Origin of the sequence: Pseudoalteromonas sp. SWN166, assembly GCF_015864485.1 — a bacterium.
Classification (GTDB): domain Bacteria; phylum Pseudomonadota; class Gammaproteobacteria; order Enterobacterales; family Alteromonadaceae; genus Pseudoalteromonas.
The window spans coordinates 124248-143429 of sequence record NZ_JADYXB010000010.1 but is presented as its reverse complement, the minus strand read 5'-3'; the positions used below and the strand labels follow the sequence as shown (position 1 = coordinate 143429).

General features: G+C 39.9%; 14 protein-coding genes. 7 read left to right on the top strand and 7 right to left on the bottom strand.

Features of this window, described 5'->3' with window-relative positions:
• Window positions 1–494 precede the first annotated feature (494 nt).
• A complete protein-coding gene (locus tag I6F49_RS08620; protein ID WP_197179817.1) occupies window positions 495–890 on the top strand; it encodes a DUF3465 domain-containing protein in 396 nt (131 codons plus the stop codon).
• Between the two features lie 115 nt (window positions 891–1005).
• Complete coding sequence (locus tag I6F49_RS08615; protein ID WP_197179815.1) at window positions 1006–2331, top strand: APC family permease; 1326 nt, start codon at window positions 1006–1008, stop codon at window positions 2329–2331.
• 81 nt (window positions 2332–2412) lie between these two features.
• Here I6F49_RS08615 and I6F49_RS08610 read toward each other — a convergent pair whose 3' ends face one another.
• The 6 genes from I6F49_RS08610 to I6F49_RS08585 form a co-directional block, all read right to left on the bottom strand.
• Entirely contained in the window at window positions 2413–3006 is a 594-nt protein-coding gene (locus tag I6F49_RS08610) for a DUF2238 domain-containing protein (RefSeq protein ID WP_166421671.1), read from the bottom strand.
• A 61-nt stretch (window positions 3007–3067) separates the two neighbouring features.
• Window positions 3068–3859 (bottom strand): SDR family oxidoreductase, encoded by a 792-nt coding sequence (locus I6F49_RS08605; RefSeq protein WP_197179813.1) that lies wholly within the window; start codon window positions 3857–3859, stop codon window positions 3068–3070.
• 26 nt (window positions 3860–3885) lie between these two features.
• The gene (locus tag I6F49_RS08600; protein WP_010553511.1) at window positions 3886–4389 is read right to left on the bottom strand and encodes an Mpo1 family 2-hydroxy fatty acid dioxygenase; all 504 of its coding nucleotides are present in this window, start codon (window positions 4387–4389) and stop codon (window positions 3886–3888) included.
• Between the two features lie 88 nt (window positions 4390–4477).
• Window positions 4478–4885, bottom strand: a complete 408-nt coding sequence (locus tag I6F49_RS08595; RefSeq protein WP_197179812.1) for a hypothetical protein — start codon at window positions 4883–4885, stop codon at window positions 4478–4480.
• Between the two features lie 71 nt (window positions 4886–4956).
• Window positions 4957–5631: a Crp/Fnr family transcriptional regulator gene (locus I6F49_RS08590; protein WP_197179810.1), complete on the bottom strand. Its 675-nt coding sequence runs from the start codon at window positions 5629–5631 to the stop codon at window positions 4957–4959.
• 3 nt (window positions 5632–5634) lie between these two features.
• Complete coding sequence (locus tag I6F49_RS08585; RefSeq protein ID WP_197179808.1) at window positions 5635–6306, bottom strand: hypothetical protein; 672 nt, start codon at window positions 6304–6306, stop codon at window positions 5635–5637.
• Between the two features lie 679 nt (window positions 6307–6985).
• On the opposite strand from I6F49_RS08585, the gene I6F49_RS08580 reads away from it, so the two are divergent.
• The 3 genes from I6F49_RS08580 (at window position 6986) to I6F49_RS08570 (ending at window position 13107) form a co-directional block, all read left to right on the top strand.
• Complete coding sequence (locus I6F49_RS08580; protein ID WP_197179806.1) at window positions 6986–9952, top strand: TonB-dependent receptor; 2967 nt, start codon at window positions 6986–6988, stop codon at window positions 9950–9952.
• 124 nt (window positions 9953–10076) lie between these two features.
• Entirely contained in the window at window positions 10077–11627 is a 1551-nt protein-coding gene (locus I6F49_RS08575) for a tryptophan halogenase family protein (protein ID WP_197179804.1), read from the top strand.
• Window positions 11620–13107: a tryptophan halogenase family protein gene (locus tag I6F49_RS08570; protein ID WP_197179802.1), complete on the top strand. Its 1488-nt coding sequence runs from the start codon at window positions 11620–11622 to the stop codon at window positions 13105–13107. Before I6F49_RS08575 ends, I6F49_RS08570 begins: the two co-directional genes overlap by 8 nt.
• Window positions 13108–13424: 317 nt before the next feature.
• Here I6F49_RS08570 and I6F49_RS08565 read toward each other — a convergent pair whose 3' ends face one another.
• Window positions 13425–16001, bottom strand: coding sequence for a glycoside hydrolase family 3 protein (locus I6F49_RS08565; RefSeq protein ID WP_197179800.1), 2577 nt, complete (start codon window positions 15999–16001; stop codon window positions 13425–13427).
• A 238-nt stretch (window positions 16002–16239) separates the two neighbouring features.
• Between I6F49_RS08565 and I6F49_RS08560 the strand changes: the two genes are divergently transcribed.
• Together I6F49_RS08560 and I6F49_RS08555 are read left to right on the top strand one after the other, a co-directional pair.
• Window positions 16240–17568 (top strand): GH1 family beta-glucosidase, encoded by a 1329-nt coding sequence (locus tag I6F49_RS08560; RefSeq protein ID WP_197179798.1) that lies wholly within the window; start codon window positions 16240–16242, stop codon window positions 17566–17568.
• Between the two features lie 32 nt (window positions 17569–17600).
• Window positions 17601–19127 carry an MFS transporter gene (locus I6F49_RS08555; RefSeq protein WP_197179796.1) on the top strand — a complete coding sequence of 509 codons (1527 nt, stop codon included), beginning with the start codon at window positions 17601–17603 and terminating at the stop codon, window positions 19125–19127.
• Window positions 19128–19182 lie beyond the last annotated feature (55 nt).

The following is a 19182-nucleotide window of genomic DNA, read 5'->3' as shown; positions in this document are numbered from 1 at the left end:
AATGCCAATCCATAACTGGAATCTGACATTGTCGCAATTGGCCATCCACTTCGAAGGTAGGTTAGATGGTGTGCTAGATATTTAGCAATTTAGGCTGACACAGAATTCTGAACGCCCTCGTCAAAACGTATTCGCCTTGCTTTAAAAGCCGGTGGATACGTTTAGAAAATTAAATCTCAAACTCCCCTTCCCTCTTTCAGGACGTCTTTAGTACTTTCTAATTATCCTCAAGTAAAACAACAAAAAACTTATTTTATCACTCGTATAAATACCTATTTACAATAATGTTTTTAAGTGGAATTATTGAACAATGTAATCTAAGCCGTTTTGGGGGTATAACGCCTTAACGTTGGATTTAATAAGCTGTTATGAATATATTGGAAGCCTCTACAGATAACCTCCATTAAAAATGGATATTTTTATCTGTATGCTGTTTGTACTTCAAATATTTCAGTCACTTTAGTGGCATTATAGAACTAAGGAAGGTTTAGTGTATGCGTAAGTTATTAATATATATTTTACTCGGTTTTACTTTTTTACACTGGTCAAATTTTGCAAATGCTACATCCCTGAATGAAGCATACAAAAATCATCAAAGTAACGTTCAAGTACAGGGCTCTGGAATCGTTATTCGTATATTAAACGACGATAATAATGGCTCGCGTCATCAAAAGTTTATTCTTAAATTAAGTACAGGCATTACTATTTTAATTGCACATAACATTGATCTTGCGCCAAAAATTAATTTGCTTTCAAAAGGTGATACTGTTCAATTTTATGGTGAGTATGAGTGGAATAAAAAGGGGGGCGTAGTTCATTGGACTCATAATGATCCCAATGGATATCATGTTGGTGGTTGGTTAAAATACAAAGGTAAAATATACCAATAGCTTTATAATAAATCGATTCAGGCGAGGCCATGTTCTTTCCTCCGTTTAGTAAGACTCACTGCTTTTCGAATCTGATTTATTTCTTAATAGTGAGCTATATAAAAAGGCAGTAATAATGATACAAAAAATAGAGCAACCAGCAGAAAAGAAAGCATTTGGTTTATGGAGTGCGATATTTTTGGGTATTGGCTCAATGGTTGGCGCTGGTATTTTTATCGTTATTGGAGAAGCGGGTGTAATTGCGGGAAATTTAGTTACTATGTCTTTTGCAATTGCAGCAATTATCGCGTTATTTTGTGGCTATTCATTAAGTAAACTTGCTGTTCGCTACCCTAGCCGAGGTGGGATTGTTGAATATCTTATTCACGGTTACGGCGAAGGCGTATTTTCTGGTGCTCTTGGGGTGCTCTTTTATTTTGCTCAATTAGTAGCAATAGCTGCTGTATGCAAATCTTTTGGAACCTATGCCGCGACCTACTTTCCAAAAGAGGATACTCATTTATTCATTAATATTTTTTCAGTTAGTGTGTTGTCTTTTTTCGTTATCGTAAATTTTATTGGTGCATCAATTGTCGCCAAAGCTGAAAATCTTATTGTGATTATTAAACTATTCGCTTTAATTATTTTTACTGTATTAGCATTATTTTACATTCAACCCGCACGATTATCGTTAACTAATGCACCCGATACTTTAAATGTTTTTTATGCCTTAGGTTTAACATTTTTTGCCTTTCAAGGGTTTAGCGTAATTACCAATAGTGTTGAAGATATGCAAAGCCCAGAAAAAACTATGCTAAAAGCCATGGTTATTGCAATTTTACTTGTTACTGTTCTTTATATAGCTGTTTCTGTTGCTGTGTTTGGTAATTTATCATTGGCAACTATTCTGCAAGATAAGGATTATGCTTTAGCTGAAGCTGTTCGCCCTGCATTAGGCGAATGGGGATTCAAGATTATAGCCATTACAGCCTTACTTGCCACCGCATCAGCGATCAATGCCACATTATATGCTGTTACACAAATTGGTTATACGTTAGCAAAGGAAGGTAGCTTGCCTAAACAATATGAATATCATGTTTTTAATAATACAGAAGGGTTATTAATCTCAGCAATTCTTATTGTGCCAATGATTTTATTATTAGATTTAAGTCAAATTGCCAGTATAGCGGCTATCTCTGTATTATTGATCCAAGGTTTTACTCACACCGGTCACTTATTTAAAGTTAAAGAAACTAAAGCGAAAATATCCTGTGTTATTGCAGCTGTTGTCGGCTCTTTTGGCGCAGCACTTTTTGCCATTGCGTATTCATCTAAAGCAATGCCTCATATTGTTTATTACATTCTTTCAATTTTCTTTATCGCATTTATATTCGAAGTTATTATGCGTTTATACACGAATAGAGTAATACAACAGCAAACTGCGTCTCAGATCAAAAAATAAAAACAACACGCCCTGGAGCACATAAAGCACACCTATCTCAAGTTTTAATCAATATTTGTATAGATGTTTCTATAAGCGTTTTTATAAATAATCTTTAACGCTTTTAAGCTGTTTGTCGTGTACTTTTGAAAGCAGCAATAACGAGCAAATAGCCCCAAATAACGCCAGCCCCATATCTGATTGGGTATCCCACACGTAGCCTTGCGTGCCTAAAAACGCTTCTGCGTCTTCGCCGCTTAGTACTGCAACCCACCACTCTATTAATTCGTAAAACGCGCTAAATGCTAAACATACCGAAATAACAAAGGTGATTAACCAGCCTCGACCATTTACTACTTTTTTGCGTAGCAAAATTTCGCGTGCTAGCAGCGCAGGTACAAAACCTTGAAAAAAGTGCCCTACTTTGTCGTAGTTATTACGCTCGCTACCAAATAGGTTATCGAACAAAGGGACTTCGGCGTAGGTGTAATGCCCGCCAATCATCAGCACAATACAATGCGCTAAAATAAAGGTGTATAAAATAGGGGTAAGTTTAAAGTGGCTATATGTGCTTGCTAGCAGCACTAAACCAATAATTGCGGGAATAACTTCAAGCAGCCATGTAAATTGATCTTTTGGGTTAATACCAGACCAAATTAATACAATAAAAAATAGGCTCAGCCATAAATACTTCATTTAGAATCCTTGTCTAAATTGATCAAATTTACGGCATTTTACGCCTTTGAAATAAACGATGCTACCTATAGTTTGTTTTTGCGCTTAGCCTATTAAACAAAGTTGGAAAAAAGCGTTTAATTGTAGGCGCCCAACCACTTAAACCTTTACCCACATTCACTTCGTCTTTTTTATTACTAATGGCGTTAATCATTTTTTTAGCAGCTACGCTTACATCCATGCCATTTTCTATCGACTCTTCTGGTTTATTTTGCGCTATGCCTTGCTCGTTTAGTGAGTTATGCGCAATCGCTGTTTTAATAGAGCCTGGGCAAATTGTTAAACAATGAATATTATGTTGTGCTACTTCTGCACGTAGGCAATCCATAAAGCCAACAACCGCATATTTAGAACCCGAATAACCTGTTCTAAATTTTGAACCTACTTTACCCGCCACACTACTAATAGACACAATTGAGCCACTGCGCCTTGCCACCATAGTAGGCAATACGGCTTTAGTCAGTGCAATTAAGCCAAAGTAATTAACCTCCATTAATTGGCGATACACGTTAAAGTCGTTTTCTAAAAATAAGCTACGCTGCGATACGCCGCCGTTATTAATTAAAATATCAATTGCAGGAAGCTCGCTCATTTTCGCAGTTATTGTGCTTAGTACCAGCTCTGGCTGGGCTAAATCAAGCGGCACAATTAAGTGCCCTTCGCCTTTAAGGGTGGCTTTTAAATCATTGAGTTTATCTACATTACGCGCCGATAAAATAACGCGCGCTCCAAGCTCTGCAAATTGTATAGCAAGCTCTTTACCAATCCCTGACGATGCGCCGGTGATCCACACTGTTTTATTATTATATTGCATAAGCACCTGTAATTAATTTTTATTAGTTAAGCCTTTGTAGGACCTGCTATTGCGTTTACTTCATCTTCTAATGTTTTATAAAAACCCATTAAAAATAGTAGCTCAACAGTTACGTACAAAGGGCCAATAATTAAGCCAATTAGATCATCTACAAACGCCGGTTTTTTACCTTCGTAATAGTGCCCAATAAACTGTAATACCCAGCCAAATACAAACACACCTACGCCAATACTCAACCAAGGCCAAAACGCCATTGCCGCAATAGGCTGAGCACCAACAAGGAGTAAAGTGAATATCACGGCCATAATAAAGCCAAGCGAAAAGCTCAGCATAAAATAATAAACAACCGACGCTAATACAAAAAGTTGTGCACCATCAATTACTACACTACCAAGGGGTATTTGAATGCGCGCTAGTAAACACAACGCTGCAAATACAATGAGCGGAATACCAATAAAGTGCGTTAGTACATTACGCTTAGAACGATGATATAAACCATATTTACCAAGTTGCTGTTGAAGTGTTTTCATTGTTTAATCCTACTTTATTTTTATATGCAATGTTAACTTTAGCAAACATCAGTACAACAACAATGTCAGGTATCCGACATTATTTAAATTAAACAAATGCAGAAATGATCTTACCGGGCTCATGCTCACCCTGCATGCCCATACGATCCGACCCTTTTTGATACTCTTGCTCAAGCATTTTTTGAAGTTCCTCTATTTTATCAGCAATTGCGCTAGGGTCTGCGCCCTCACTTTGCTGTTCTTTAATGAGCTCTTCTATTGTCGCTTTCAGCTCGTCTATTTTGTTTTTGTTTACACCTAAGCGCTGATAAACCAGCGCTTCTTGAGCACTTTCTAAAAACGTTAGTTCTTTAGGGGCTGAGGTAATGCCTTTAGTATCACTTGTTTTTACGTTAGGGAGGGTATTAGTTGCCGCAACTTCGCTTGGACCTGCCGCTTTATTTACTGTAGGAGAGTTATAATTACTGTATTGATTTTTAAAGGTTATTGTAGTCATTAGCTCAAATCCATTGTTGCGTTACATTATCTGTAGCAATTTTGGTTCCAACTAAATAAAACAGCCTCTATTTAAGCCTGTGTAGCACGCGCCTGTAACTTTTGTTTATCTAAAACAGTTATGCGTTGATACCCCAAACTAATAGCTTGTAAGCTAACAAGCTGTTGCAGTATTTGATTAATAGTTTGGCGCGTTAGGTAGGTCATATCAGCAAGTTGCTGCTGAGATAAAACAAGCGGTGTTAAGTGCTCTGTATGCTCGCTGAGCATTAAAAGTCGATTGCATACTTTTTGCTCAGCACTTAGTAATGCGTGATCTTCCATTGAGGTAAACATTAGGCGTAACTTTTGTGCCAACAATAAACCAAACTCTTGCCAATATTGTGGCTGTTCGTTTAATAGCTGTTCAAGCTCGCGTTGGGGCACGTAAAAAAGCACAACATCAGTTTGTGCATATACGTCGTGAGTACGCAGGCCACCATCAAACAAGGTTACTTCGCCAAACCACAGTGACGAATCAATAAAACTGAGTACAGCTTCTTTGCCTTCGTTACTTACGCCACTAATACGCACTACTCCGTTAAGTACGGCATAAATTCCATCGTGCTTATCACCTCGCAAAAATAATGATTGCTGAGCCTTTAGCGAGAGCGTTTTGCCCTGCGTTAATAAAAAGCTTTTTAAATAAGCGCTACGGTTTTTAAACCAATGCCCTTGCTCTATTACGTTTTGCTGCTGTGGAGTCATTATTTACTGCATTTGCTTATTAAATGGCTGTTTTTCGATAACCAATTTTTTAGGGAAATTTAAATCAGTTGCTATAACAAAATCATCGTAAGGATCATTACCCGAAAACAGCTCAGTAATTAATGTATCGTTTTTATAAACATTAACGGTTACACCGCTGCCCATACCGCCTGAGTTAATAATATAATAATGATATTCGCCGTTACTGAAAAATAAAATACTCTCGCCAATACGCCCTACTTGCCTGTAGTAACTACCAAATGGTGCATCCGGTGTTGCTTCTTTTTCAAGCCCTATGTCATTAACTCTACCAAATCGATAACTAAGCGATGAGTCATCTTTTGCAACACAAATAGAAAGCACTTTATCGGTAGGTTCTAACTTGTAGGCTGTACTTTCATCTGGGTTACGCACAACTTTATGCATTTTTGCGTTAATGTAGGCTGCTTCATTACTTTTACAATGTGTTGCCAGCATACCGACCACTAAAGCGGGTTCGTCTTTTTGAGCTGCTGGAGGTGTATTTACTTTGTTATTAGAGGGTAAGTTACTTGCATTACTATTTAGCTGAGGGCTATCTTGTATTGCCATGCTTTGGTCGTCACAACCAAACAGTGCAAACAAGAAGAAAGAATAAAAGCTCGCTAAAAATTTAATGCGCATAATAAAATCCATCTATGAGAGAGCCTTTAAAATAGCGATAAAACTAGCGACTCGCAACACTCTTATGCGTAATACTTTATAAGTTTATTTTTAAACCATCTTCTGCAAAAACTACGTTACTTTTTAGTGATTTAATTAACGATTTTTTAAACAGTTGCTGATTTTTTAATGACCGATTCATAAAATGAGATAGAACCGCCGTTTGATGCTTTTTCATCAATTGCGTTGTACATAATCACTACATAGGCATTTTTGCTAAGTTAGTAAATGTACCTATTTTGTTAGTTGAGTGACCAACGGCCGACTTACTAATTTTAGTGCGTATTAAAAGCCGGTTTAAACACCTTATTAAAGTGTTTAAATAACTAAATGAATCAATAATTGGTTTTCTTATAATAAAATGTTGTTACACAACTATTTAAAACGGTTTTTTATAACCACCTGTAATTTATAATTTAAATAAAATTAAATCCAAAAAACATACATTTTAAAAACAATTTAGTCTCATTTTATTAAAACAATAGTTGACCCTATTTAAAATTTAAACTAGCATTTCTGGAAGCGCTTCCACAAAACTCAGTTAAATGAATTTTTCTGGAAGCGCTTCCATACATTTGACAATGTTTATAATTACACAATAACAGCCCCATACAGCTGTTAATAATAATGATAAAAGTGCGAGGGAAACCGAATGTCCAACCATATTGTAAGAAAAACAAAGATAGCGACCAGCCTATCTCTGATTTTAGGCGCATCAATCTCTTTACCTGTATATGCACAAGAAGCAAATACAGATGTTGAAGTAATTCAAGTTACTGGTTTTAAAAGCAGTATTAAAGAGTCAACTCGATTAAAACGCGACGCCGCAGGTGTTGTAGATGCTATATCAGCTGAAGATATTGGTAAATTCCCCGATACCAACTTAGCCGAGTCGCTACAGCGTATTACGGGTGTGTCGATTGATCGTTCAAATGGTGAAGGCTCTAAAGTAACGGTTCGTGGTTTTGGTCCCGACTACAATATGGTAACCCTAAACGGTCGTACTATGCCGGCAGCTTCATTGCCTTCAGGCGGTGGTACACCAAGCTCTCGTGCTTTTGACTTTGCAAACTTAGCGTCTGATAGCGTTAAGTCGGTTGAAGTATATAAAACAGGTAAAGCAAGTATTGCATCAGGTGGTATTGGCGCAACAATTAATATTAATACGGCTCGCCCACTCGACAATCCAGGCTTTGTTTCAAGCATTGGCGTAAAAGCATTACACGACTCAACAAACCGCGTTGGTGATGACATAACACCAGAGCTTTCGGGCTTAATTAGCTGGACCGACAGTGAAGCTAAATTTGGTGCCTCGTTAACTGCAAGCATGCAACAGCGCGATAGCTCATCAACAGGTGCGTTTGTAAATCAATGGAATACATCTGCTTTTGACGGCACAATTCCACAAGCTGCAGACGATATTGTTTTAACTAATGCACCCGCTGTTGGTCAGCTTTATTCAATGCCATCAGATTTGCGCTACACCATTGCCGACAGAGAACGTACTCGTACAAACGCACAATTAACGCTGCAGTACAGCCCAATTGACGATTTAACAGCCACGCTTGATTACACGTACTCTAAGCAAGACTTGTTCGAAGCCCGTGCTGAGCAATCAATATGGATGGATAACTACAAAAGCGCGCTAACATTTGACGATAACACGGTAAAAACCCCTATTTACTACCGAGAAGAACGTCGCGATCAGCAAACACGCGATTTAGGTTTAGCGTTTCAAGAGCTAAACCAAGTTAACCAAAACGACTCTATTGGTTTAAACGTTGAGTACTATTTCAACTCAGAATTGAGCTTTATGTTTGATGCACACAATTCAAAAGCCACTAGCAAACCAGATGCACCTTACGGCAGCTGGGTAAACGCAGGCTTGGGCGCAAACGTAGTTAACGCACAAGAAGTTGATTTTAGCCGTGAGCTTCCATCAATGAGTATCGATTTTGATGATTGCCGCCGAGACAACCTAAATTGTAATAACACGTTAGATGCCTCTGATGTGGGTACGTCTATTTTAGATTCTAACTTTGCTCGCCAAGAGTCTGAAATCACAGAATTTAGAATCCATGGTAAATACGAAATTGAAAACGGCGCAATTGACTTTGGTATAGAGTCTCGCTCTATGGAAAGCCATTCACTGCAATCACTTACACGTAATACAATGGGTAACTGGGGGATAGAAAACCCAGGCGAGCTACCTGATGGCTACCTAAACCCAACAAACTTTTTAGCTGAGTTTGACGACTACGATACATCTGGCTCGTTCAACCAAGGTTATACCGGCAGCGCATCGCAAATTGGTTACTGGGCAGGTGAAGAATACGGCTTTAACTTTGCAGCCGATGGCGCATTTGCAACTAATCGCACCATTGAAGAAGATATAACCGCTGCGTTTGTGCAATTTACTTACAACGGTTACATTGGCGATATGCCATACAACATTGTTATTGGCGCACGCCAAGAGTCTACCGACATTACCTCAACGGCTAATATCGATTTACCTAACGCAGTAGCATGGGAAGGTAATAACGACTTTAACGTTCGCTTTGGCTCAGATAAAGAAGATTTCACCCTTAAATCTAGCTATGATCACTTTTTACCAAGCTTTGACTTTGACATAGAAGTAATTGAAAACGTAAAAGCGCGTTTTTCTTATAGCACTACAATTGCTCGCCCAACTTACGACAACTTAAGTTCAGCAGCGACTGTTGGTGTACCGGGTGCCCCTACTCTTTTAGCGGGTTCTTCACCGGCTACAGCGTCAACAGGCAACCCTGGTTTAGTGCCGCTTGAATCAGATAATATTGATGTATCGGCTGAGTGGTACTTTGCAGAAACAAGTTATGTGTCGGTAGGTTATTACACTAAAGACATCGAAAACTTTATTGGTTTAACACCAATGACACAAAACTACTACGGATTACGCGATGCAACAGCGGGCCCTCGCGCTCAAGCTGCCATTGCTGAGCTAGAATCTCGCGGACTTGCAGTAACCGATTCAAACTTATTTCAAATGGTTGCCGCAACAGAAAACAACGTTGATTTTGACTCTATGACCTACGAAGAGTTTGAAGCCGCTTACGATGTAATTGCTAACAGCGACGACCCATTACTAGAATTTACAGCGCAAGTACCTACCAACAATAAAAATGCCACCATTGATGGTTTTGAAGTTGCCTTTCAGCACTTTTTTGGTGAAAGCGGCTTTGGTGTGCAAGCAAACTACACCACAGTTAATGGCGACATAGACTTTGATGTAAACGCCGACCCTACTACTACACAATTTGCATTAGTGGGTTTAAGCGATACAGCTAACTTTATTGCAATGTACGAAAACGATGATTTTCAAGCACGTATTGCTTACAACTGGCGTGATAAGTTTTTAAATAGCGCAGCTCGATACGTAAATGAGCCAGGCTTTACTGAAGAATATTATCAAATAGACTTTAATGTTGCGTACAACTACAGCGAACAACTATCGTTTTTTGTTGAAGGCCTTAACATTACTGAGCAAAACAGCCGCGAACATGGTCGCACGTCAGTACAATTGTGGAACCTACAACAGCTAGGCGCACGTTACAATATTGGTATGCGTTACAACTTCTAAAGGTAATACAAAGTAAAGCCGTTAGTTTTTACTAACGGCTTTACTTTGTATTTAAGCTGAGTACAGGTTATTTATAACAATAATAATGCTAGTTTAAATGTTATCAACTTTAGGGTGTTAACTCATGACCAAACCAATAACAAAAATAGTCGTTTTAGGTGGTGGTACTGCCGGTTGGCTAAGCGCAGGCTTATTAGCCGCTGAACACCCGCACCTTAGTGTTACGTTAGTTGAGTCGGCAAATGTGCCTATATTGGGCGTGGGCGAAGGCACGTGGCCGTCAATGCGTAACACGCTACAACGCATTGGCATTAAAGAAATTGATTTTATAACCCAGTGCGACGCGTCATTTAAGCAAGGTTCTAAATTTATAAATTGGCGTAACCTCAGCGAGGGAGAAAACTACTACCACCCTTTTATGAATCCACAAGGCTACGAGCACACTAATTTACACGCCAGTTGGCAACGTATTGCACCTGATCAAAAATTTGCCGACGTTGTTAATATGCAAAGCTTTGTATGCCAAGCCGCACTTGCACCAAAGCAATTACAAACACCTGAATATGCAGCGGTCACCAACTATGGTTATCATTTAGATGCGGGTAAATTTGCTGAGTTTTTAAAAAATCACTGCGTTAAAAACCTAAACGTTACACATATTACTGACGATGTAACCCAGGTTATTAACGACGATCATGGCTATATTGCCTCATTAAAAACAAATAATAATGGCGATATAACGGGTGATTTATTTATAGATTGCTCAGGCTCTTGCGCTCGTTTAATTGGTGAGCATTTTAATAGTGAGTTTATAGCGCAAGATCATATTTTATTTAATAACAGCGCTGTTGCGGCGCAAATACCTAATGCACACACCGATCAACCAATTGCCTCTGCAACACTATCTACAGCGCAAAGTAACGGTTGGATTTGGGATATAGCCCTGCCAACACGCCGTGGCACAGGTTATGTATTTAGTAGTAAATATCAAAGTGATGAATGCGCAACAAATACACTAAAAAGCTACATAGCCAAAAGCACCAGTGAGCAACAAGCTGAGCAACTTAACTACCGCGTATTAAAATTCAGCCCTGGTTACAGGCAACAATTTTGGATTAAAAACTGTGTTGCCGTAGGTATGTCAGCTGGCTTTTTAGAGCCACTTGAAGCGTCAGCTCTTGCTATGGTTGAGCTTTCAATTAGCATGATAAGCGAGCAACTACCGCAAAACCGCACACACATGAGCCAGCTTGCAAGTCGTTTTAACAGCCGCTTTAGCACTCGTTGGCAGCGCGTTATCGAGTTTTTAAAACTTCATTATGTGTTAAGCGAGCGCGACGACACTCCTTATTGGCAAGATATTAGTAATTTAAATACCGCGCCCGAACGCCTGCAAAACTTACTTAAACTTTGGCAATTTCAGCCCCCTAGCCGCTTTGATTTTATTGAAAATGAAGAAGTGTTTTCATCAAGCAGTTATCAATACGTTTTATATGGCATGGGCTTTAATACACAAATAGTATCTGCACAAAATACATTTAACGACCCACGTGCTGGGGATTACTATTATCAACAAAATCGCGAAAAAATAGCGCAGTGTTTAAATGGACTGCCAAGTAATCGCGCGCTTTTAAATCACCTTTCATCAAATAATGGGCAGCCACATAATGACTAAAACAAACGCTGTTAAAAACGTAGTAATTGCTGGAGGTGGCACCGCTGGTTGGATGGCCGCAGCGGCACTTGCTAAACTAGTTGGTAACAATATAAACATAACCCTTGTTGAATCTGACGATATTGGCACTGTAGGTGTTGGCGAAGCAACAATTCCGCCTATTCGTACATTTCATAAATTGCTGGGTATAAACGAGCAAGCATTTATGAAAGCCACTCAAGCCAGTTTTAAATTAGGTATTAGCTTTGAAAACTGGGGCGATGAAAACACGCATTATATTCACTCATTTGGCGCAACGGGCAAAGAATGTTGGGCGGGTGAATTTCATCACTTTTGGCTGCAAGGTAAAACTTTAGGAATAAACAACCCTTTTGGCGATTACTGCTACGAACTGCAAGCCGCTAAAAGCGGTAAATTTGCGTTTAATCAGCAAAACCTCATTAACTATGCTTACCATATGGACGCCACACGTTACGCGCAGTTTTTACGTGAATTTTCAGAGCCATTAGGTGTAAAATGCATTGAAGGTAAAATACAAAAAGTAGTAAAAAACACTAAAACGGGCCATATAGAATCATTGATTTTAAATAATGGCGAGCACATTAACGGCGACTTTTTTATTGATTGCACCGGCTTTAGAGGCTTATTAATAGAGCAAGCATTGCATACTGGCTACGAAGACTGGTCGCATTTACTACCGTGTAACAGCGCCATTGCGGTGCAAACAAAATCAACCAACGAGACCGTATTGCCACTTACCCGATCTATTGCCCATAAAAGCGGCTGGCAATGGCGTATACCGTTGCAAAACCGTGTAGGTAATGGCTTAGTATATTGCAGCCAATATATGGATGACGAGCAAGCCAAAGCCTTACTATTAAATAACATTGAAGGTGAGACGCTTACAGAGCCCCGTGTTATTAAATTTAAAACTGGTCGTCGCTTAAAAGGCTGGAACAAAAACTGCCTAGCGCTTGGCCTTGCCAGCGGATTTGTTGAACCACTTGAGTCCACCAGCATTCACTTAATTATGTCGGGTATTATTCGCTTTATGCGTTTATTTCCGTTTAATGGCATTACCAATCACGCCATTGACGAATACAACAAACAACTTAAAATCGAAATTGAAAATATTCGCGACTTTATTGTGCTGCACTACAAAGTAACTAATCGCGATGACAGCGAGTTTTGGCAGCATTGTAGCGCGATGGAAGTGCCAAAAACACTTCAGCATAAAATTGATTTGTTTAAGCAAACCGGCCGTGTATTTTTAGACGATGGCGATATTTTTAGAGTCGATTCGTGGGTGCAAGTTATGCTTGGTCAAGGTATTGAGCCTAATCAACATCACTTAATAGCCAGCATGATGAGCGATGAAGAACTCACCCGTTTTTTACACGGTATTAAGCAACAAATAGAGCAACGCGTAAGCCAATTACCACCCCATCATGAGTTTTTAAAGCAGTATTGCCCAGCATAAAAAAAGCCCTTATTAGGGCGTGTTGTTCTTTGGCGGTTGAATTTGCAGCAGTATGTTTGGTTTTTAGGCAAGGCAGAGCCTATGTAGTGTGGTTATTCCCCATAAATAGGCGATAACGTAGCATAAATGCCAAACATACGCTGCCCGTAGGGTTCTGCCTAGGGGCAATTTACTCTTTGTTGCTCGGTTTTCACTTAGCCCACTAGGTTACAAACCTCTCGCCGCGATTAAATTGCCCCTAGATTGAACAAATTTCAATCCACAAAGATCAACACGCCCTCAGGGCTTTGGGTACACACAACAACTTTTACGTTTTATTATTCACACTTAACCATGGCGCTTTTAGCGCTTTGTGGCTCAAAGCTAATATCTGCAACTGAAACGTTAAGCTCTCCTGCCGTTTTAATAATAAAAGGGCTGGTTACTCTGGCAAAATCAACGCCCTTTTTAGTAAAACACGTTAAATCTATACTCATGGTTTGCCATGTATTTAAAGTAGCATTTTCAAGTTCATTGGTAATATCAAGCTCGCCACCACAACCTTGTTCGCACTTCATTGCAAGGTATGTTTTTGAGCTAGGTATTTGGTTTACTTTATAGCTAAAGCTAAGGGCCGAATTTGCTTCAATGTAGGCCACTTTGTCTTCGGTAAAGTTACTATTAATTTCGATGTAGCTGGCTGCAGTACCATCAAAATTAAATTGCATCGCATCTTCTTGAATCGCTTTGTCTTCAGTGCGGTAAGTGATGCCGCCAAGCTTTACACTGTTACTTGCTACTTGGTGCTGCTCGCTGTTTGAATTTAAAAACAAACGCCACGGTGCTTTAAAGCTGCCATTAAATATAGATAGCGGCGCAAGGTTACTAATATCAACACCTGAGTCTTCATTTAGATTATTGCCAAGCGTACTTTCGTCTTCATACGTTAAGCCAAAGCCATAGGGTAATAATGGTGAGTAATCAGTATCGCCCTTATTTACTGCGGTTTGCAGTGGCGATTTAGGCCACGAGAAAGACAACTTACCTTTAAAGTCGTATTGTACCTGCCCACTTACATCCGCTAATAAAACATCTGCAATGCCTTTTCCTTCAGTGCCAGGAAGCCATGCTGCTACAAATGCATCTGACGCGTTTAGCTCGCTATTAACCCACATTGGTCTGCCCGATATAAACACCGATACCACCGGTATATTTTGCTGCTTTAATGTTTTTAATATTTTAAGAGAGCGTTTATTGTTACGTTCAAACTCAAGGTTATCTTTATCGCCATGCCCCTCTGCGTATGGTTCTTCGCCAAATACAACAATGGCTACATCGGGTTTGGTATCAAACGTGCCACTTGGGCTTAAAATAGCATTACCGCCAGCAGCCTCTATTTGCGTTTTTAACCCTGCATAAATAGACGTTGCTCCAGGAAAATCTGCATTTTGATTATTAGTTCCCTGCCACGTAATACTCCAACCACCCGATTGCTTGCCTATGTTATCGGCCGCATCGCCTGCTATAAGTATGTTGTTTGATGGGTTAAGCGGTAATAAATGGTTGTTGTTTTTAAGTAATACTAACGACTCTTGTACGGCTTGGCGGGCAATATCGCGATGTGCTGGCGCACCTATTAGTTCTAATTTACCTGAATATTTTCGATTTGCGGGACTTGGTTTATCAAATAAACCCGCGCGTAATTTAACGCGTAAAATACGTGCTACGGCGTCATCTATTCGCGCCATTGTTATTGTGCCCGCTTTTACTTGTTTAATTGTATTTTCATAAAGCGGCTTCCAGGCACCCGTTGGCACCATAAAAATATCAAGCCCTGCATTAACAGCTTGCGGGCAGCTTTCATTTGTACAGCCTGCAACTTGTCCGTGCCCGTTCCAATCGCCTACAACAAAGCCATCAAAACCCATTTTTGTTTTTAGTACATCGGTAAGTAAGTATTTATTGCCGTGATTTTTTTTTCCATTCCAGCTATTAAACGATGCCATAACCGACTGACTACCTGCTGTTAAGCCACCTATATAACCTTGTGCATGAATGTTATATAAAACCTCTTCGCTATCAATGTTGTCACCCTGATCGTCGCCATCTACCGTGCCGCCATCGCCTAAAAAGTGTTTAACGGTACTAATTACGCGTTTGTCACTTAAAAAGTCCTCATCAGCTCTGCCTTGTAGTCCGTTTACAATTGCCGCTGAATATTCACGTACTATGCTTGAATCTTCTGAGTAACCTTCGTACGTTCTGCCCCATCGGTCATCGCGCACAACAGCAACAGTCGGTGCAAATACCCAATCTATGCCCGTTGCCATTACTTCTATTGCCGTAGCCGCTGCAATTCGCTCAATTAATGCGGGGTTATTTGCTGCACCTAAACCAATATTGTGCGGAAATAACGTCGCGCCAATTACATTATTATGACCATGTACTGCATCTGTGCCCCACATAGTAGGAATTTTACTGCCATCAATTGAGTCATCAACCGATGCCTGATACATACTCTCAGCAAGCGTTATCCAATCTGCAGGCGTCGCATGTTTATTCGCATTCGGAAAAGAGCCACCGCCATTTAAATACGAACCAAAACCGTATTTGCGCATGTCTGCAGCGGTTATATCGCGGATTTCAGGTTGGATCATCTGCGCTACTTTTTGCTCAAGCGTCATTGTTTTTAAATACTGAGCAATTGTTTTTTTAATTTCAGGCGTTTTTACTACCTTGCTTTTAAGCGTTGGCCAAAGTGATAAATTACCTTGCTCATGCTCAGCACTTTTGTCTAACGCGCTTTGGTTATTATCAGCGTTAGCCTCTTGTTTATTACACGCACTTAAAACGCATAATCCGCCTATTAAAATAGGGAGCATTCGTAACCTGTTAGTGTTTAAGCTTTTTTTCATTTTTATAGCCCTGTGTTGTGTCAGTGTGTTTTTGTGCAGCGCCTATTTGTTATTTAAATTTAACTATTGACCTACTTAGCAATAGCCACTAATCTAAATATGGAAGCGCTTCCTTAAAGTTATTAAATACCATCCTTAGTGATTAATCAAATTAAATATGGAAGCGCTTCCATCAATGCAATTTATAAACTATAAATAAAAGCAAAATTTACTACAAAGAAGCAGAGGTTTTCTCTTAATGAAACAATTATCTTTACCTAGTGGCTCACCACTTTTAGCCAAAAATTTTACTTATGGTGTAGCTACGGCCTCATTTCAAATTGAAGGCGGCGCAACCGATCGCTTGCCATGTATTTGGGATACCTTTTGCAGTAAAGAAGGCAAAATAGTCGATAATTCAAATGGCGATATAGCTTGCGAGCACTACACTCGCTGGAAAGACGATATAGACCTAATAGAGTCATTAGGCGTAGACGCTTACAGACTCTCAATTTCGTGGCCACGAGTAATGACTAAAAGCGGTCACTTAAACCCTACCGGCGTTAAGTTTTATACCGATATTTTAGATGAGCTAAAACGCCGTAACATTAAAGCTTTTGTAACGCTTTACCACTGGGATTTACCACAACACATTGAAGACGAAGGTGGTTGGCTAAACCGTAACACCGCTTACGAATTTGCCCATTACACAGATTTAATTACCCAAGCTTTTGGTGAACGCGTGCACTCGTACGCCACTTTAAACGAACCATTTTGCAGCTCATTCTTAGGTTACGAAATTGGCGTACATGCTCCGGGTATTGTAGGTCGTGAATTTGGTCGTAAAGCCGCGCACCACTTATTACTGGGTCACGGTTTGGCTATGCAAGTACTTGCTAAAAATAGCCCAAATACGCTTAACGGTATTGTGCTTAACTTTACACCTTGTTACTCAGTTACCCAAAGCGAAGACGATTTAAAAGCCACTGCATTTGCTGATGACTACATAAACCAATGGTATATGCAGCCTGTAATGCAAGGTAAGTACCCAGATATAATTTCGCAATTACCTAAAGCCCACCGCCCTGATATTTTAGAAGGCGACATGGAAATAATTGCTCAACCACTAGATTACCTAGGAGTTAACTTTTATACCCGCATGCATTATCAAGCAAGCGAAACCGACTTTTACCATGAGCTGCCACATAAAGCGCCAATGACCGATATGGGTTGGGAAATTTATCCTAAAGCGCTTACAGAATTACTTGTATCGTTAAACGAAAAATACACTCTACCGCCTATTTATATTACCGAAAACGGTGCAGCCATGGCTGACGAATTTAAAGACGGTGAAGTAAAAGACAACGATCGTATTGAATACTACCACGAGCATTTAAATGCCCTGCATAACGCAGCCGAGCACGGCGTAAAAGTAGATGGTTACTTTGCGTGGAGCCTAATGGATAACTTTGAATGGGCAGAAGGATATTTAAAACGCTTTGGCATAGTACACGTAGACTACAACACACAAAAACGAACTGTTAAAGCCAGTGGTAAAGCGTACACTAAACTCATAATAAGCCGATAAATTATCGGCTTATAACAATAAGAACACACACTGTGAACAAACTCCCTTTATACGAAAAAGTCGGTTACGCCATGGGCGATGCTGGCGCTAACTTAGTATGGCGCGGTGCGCTTGCTTATTTAGCGGTGTTTTACACCGATACATTTGGCATATCGGCGGCTGCCGCTGCCATGTTATTTTTGGTGGTAAGGCTATCTGATGGCGTTACCGATATTATTATGGGTATGATTGCCGACAGAACGCAGTCGCGCTTTGGTAAATTTCGCCCATGGATACTCTACTCGGCACCGTTTTTGGGCTTGTTTATGGTGTTGTGTTTTACTACCCCCGACTTTAGCACCACCAATAAACTTATTTATGCCTACGTAACCTACATAGGTTTAACGCTTGCTTACACCGTAAGTAACGTGCCCTACTCGGCACTTATGGGCGTAATGACACCAGACGATACAGAGCGCACAAAGCTCTCTGGTTTTAGGTTTGCAGGCGCCTTTACTGGTGGTTTATTAGTGATGGGTTTTTTACCTGAGCTAGTGGCATTTTTTGGTGGCGGCGACGATGCCAAAGGCTATCAGCTTACTATGTACTTATTTGCCAGCTTACTTATTATTTTAATGATTATAACGTTTGCGACCACTAAAGAGCGTGTAACACCGCACGCCTCAAATGAAGGCAATTTAAAATCAGAGTTATTTGATTTAACTAAAAGCCTACCATTTATAATCCTACCTTTGCTTGCTACTACCTTGTTTTTTTATTACCGCGATTTATACAGCGGCGTATTTTTTGCCCTTGTTATGGCAGCAATGACATTCGTTATTAAAAAACTACTCAATAAAGATAAGCAAAGCTTAACGGGTTCACAGCGCGATATGGTTGATCTTCTAACCAACAAACCTTGGCTGGTATTACTCGGTATTGGTTTTTTAACCATGATGTTTAACGGCATAAAATACGGTGTAATTGCGTACTACTTTAAGTACCACGTAGCTAATGAACTCATGGCTGGGCAGTATTTTATCGCCTTGTTGGTTGTATCTATATTAGGCGCACTTGCCACAGGTAAACTGGCCGAAATAATGGGTAAACGAAACCTCTTTATTGCATCGTTAATGCTAAGCGGGATACTCACTACTGCATTTTATTGGGTACCTAGCGATAACCTGGTTGCTGTGTTTACCTTTGGCTGCGCCGCTGAATTTTTTGCCGCGATGATGCCCACATTATTCTTTAGTATGCTTGGTGATTCAGCCGATTACTCCGAGTGGAAAAACAAACGCCGCGCTACAGGCTTAATTTATTCAGCGGGTACATTTGTGCAAAAAACCGGGGGTGGTTTTGCCGGTGCATTAGTATTAGTGGTACTTGCAGGTTACGGCTATAACGGCATGGATGAGCTAACTATTAAACAAGCACTCCCTGGTATGCAATTACTTATGAGCTGGATACCCGCCGCATTTGCTTTTTTAGGCGCCGCATTGATGCTTATTTATCCGCTTACTTCAGCGATGACACAAAAAATAACAGAAGACTTAGCAATTAGACGCAGTAATGTGTAAATTAACTTTTAATGACCCTTCGCGCTTTATAGTTTTATAAAGCGCGAGTAAAAAC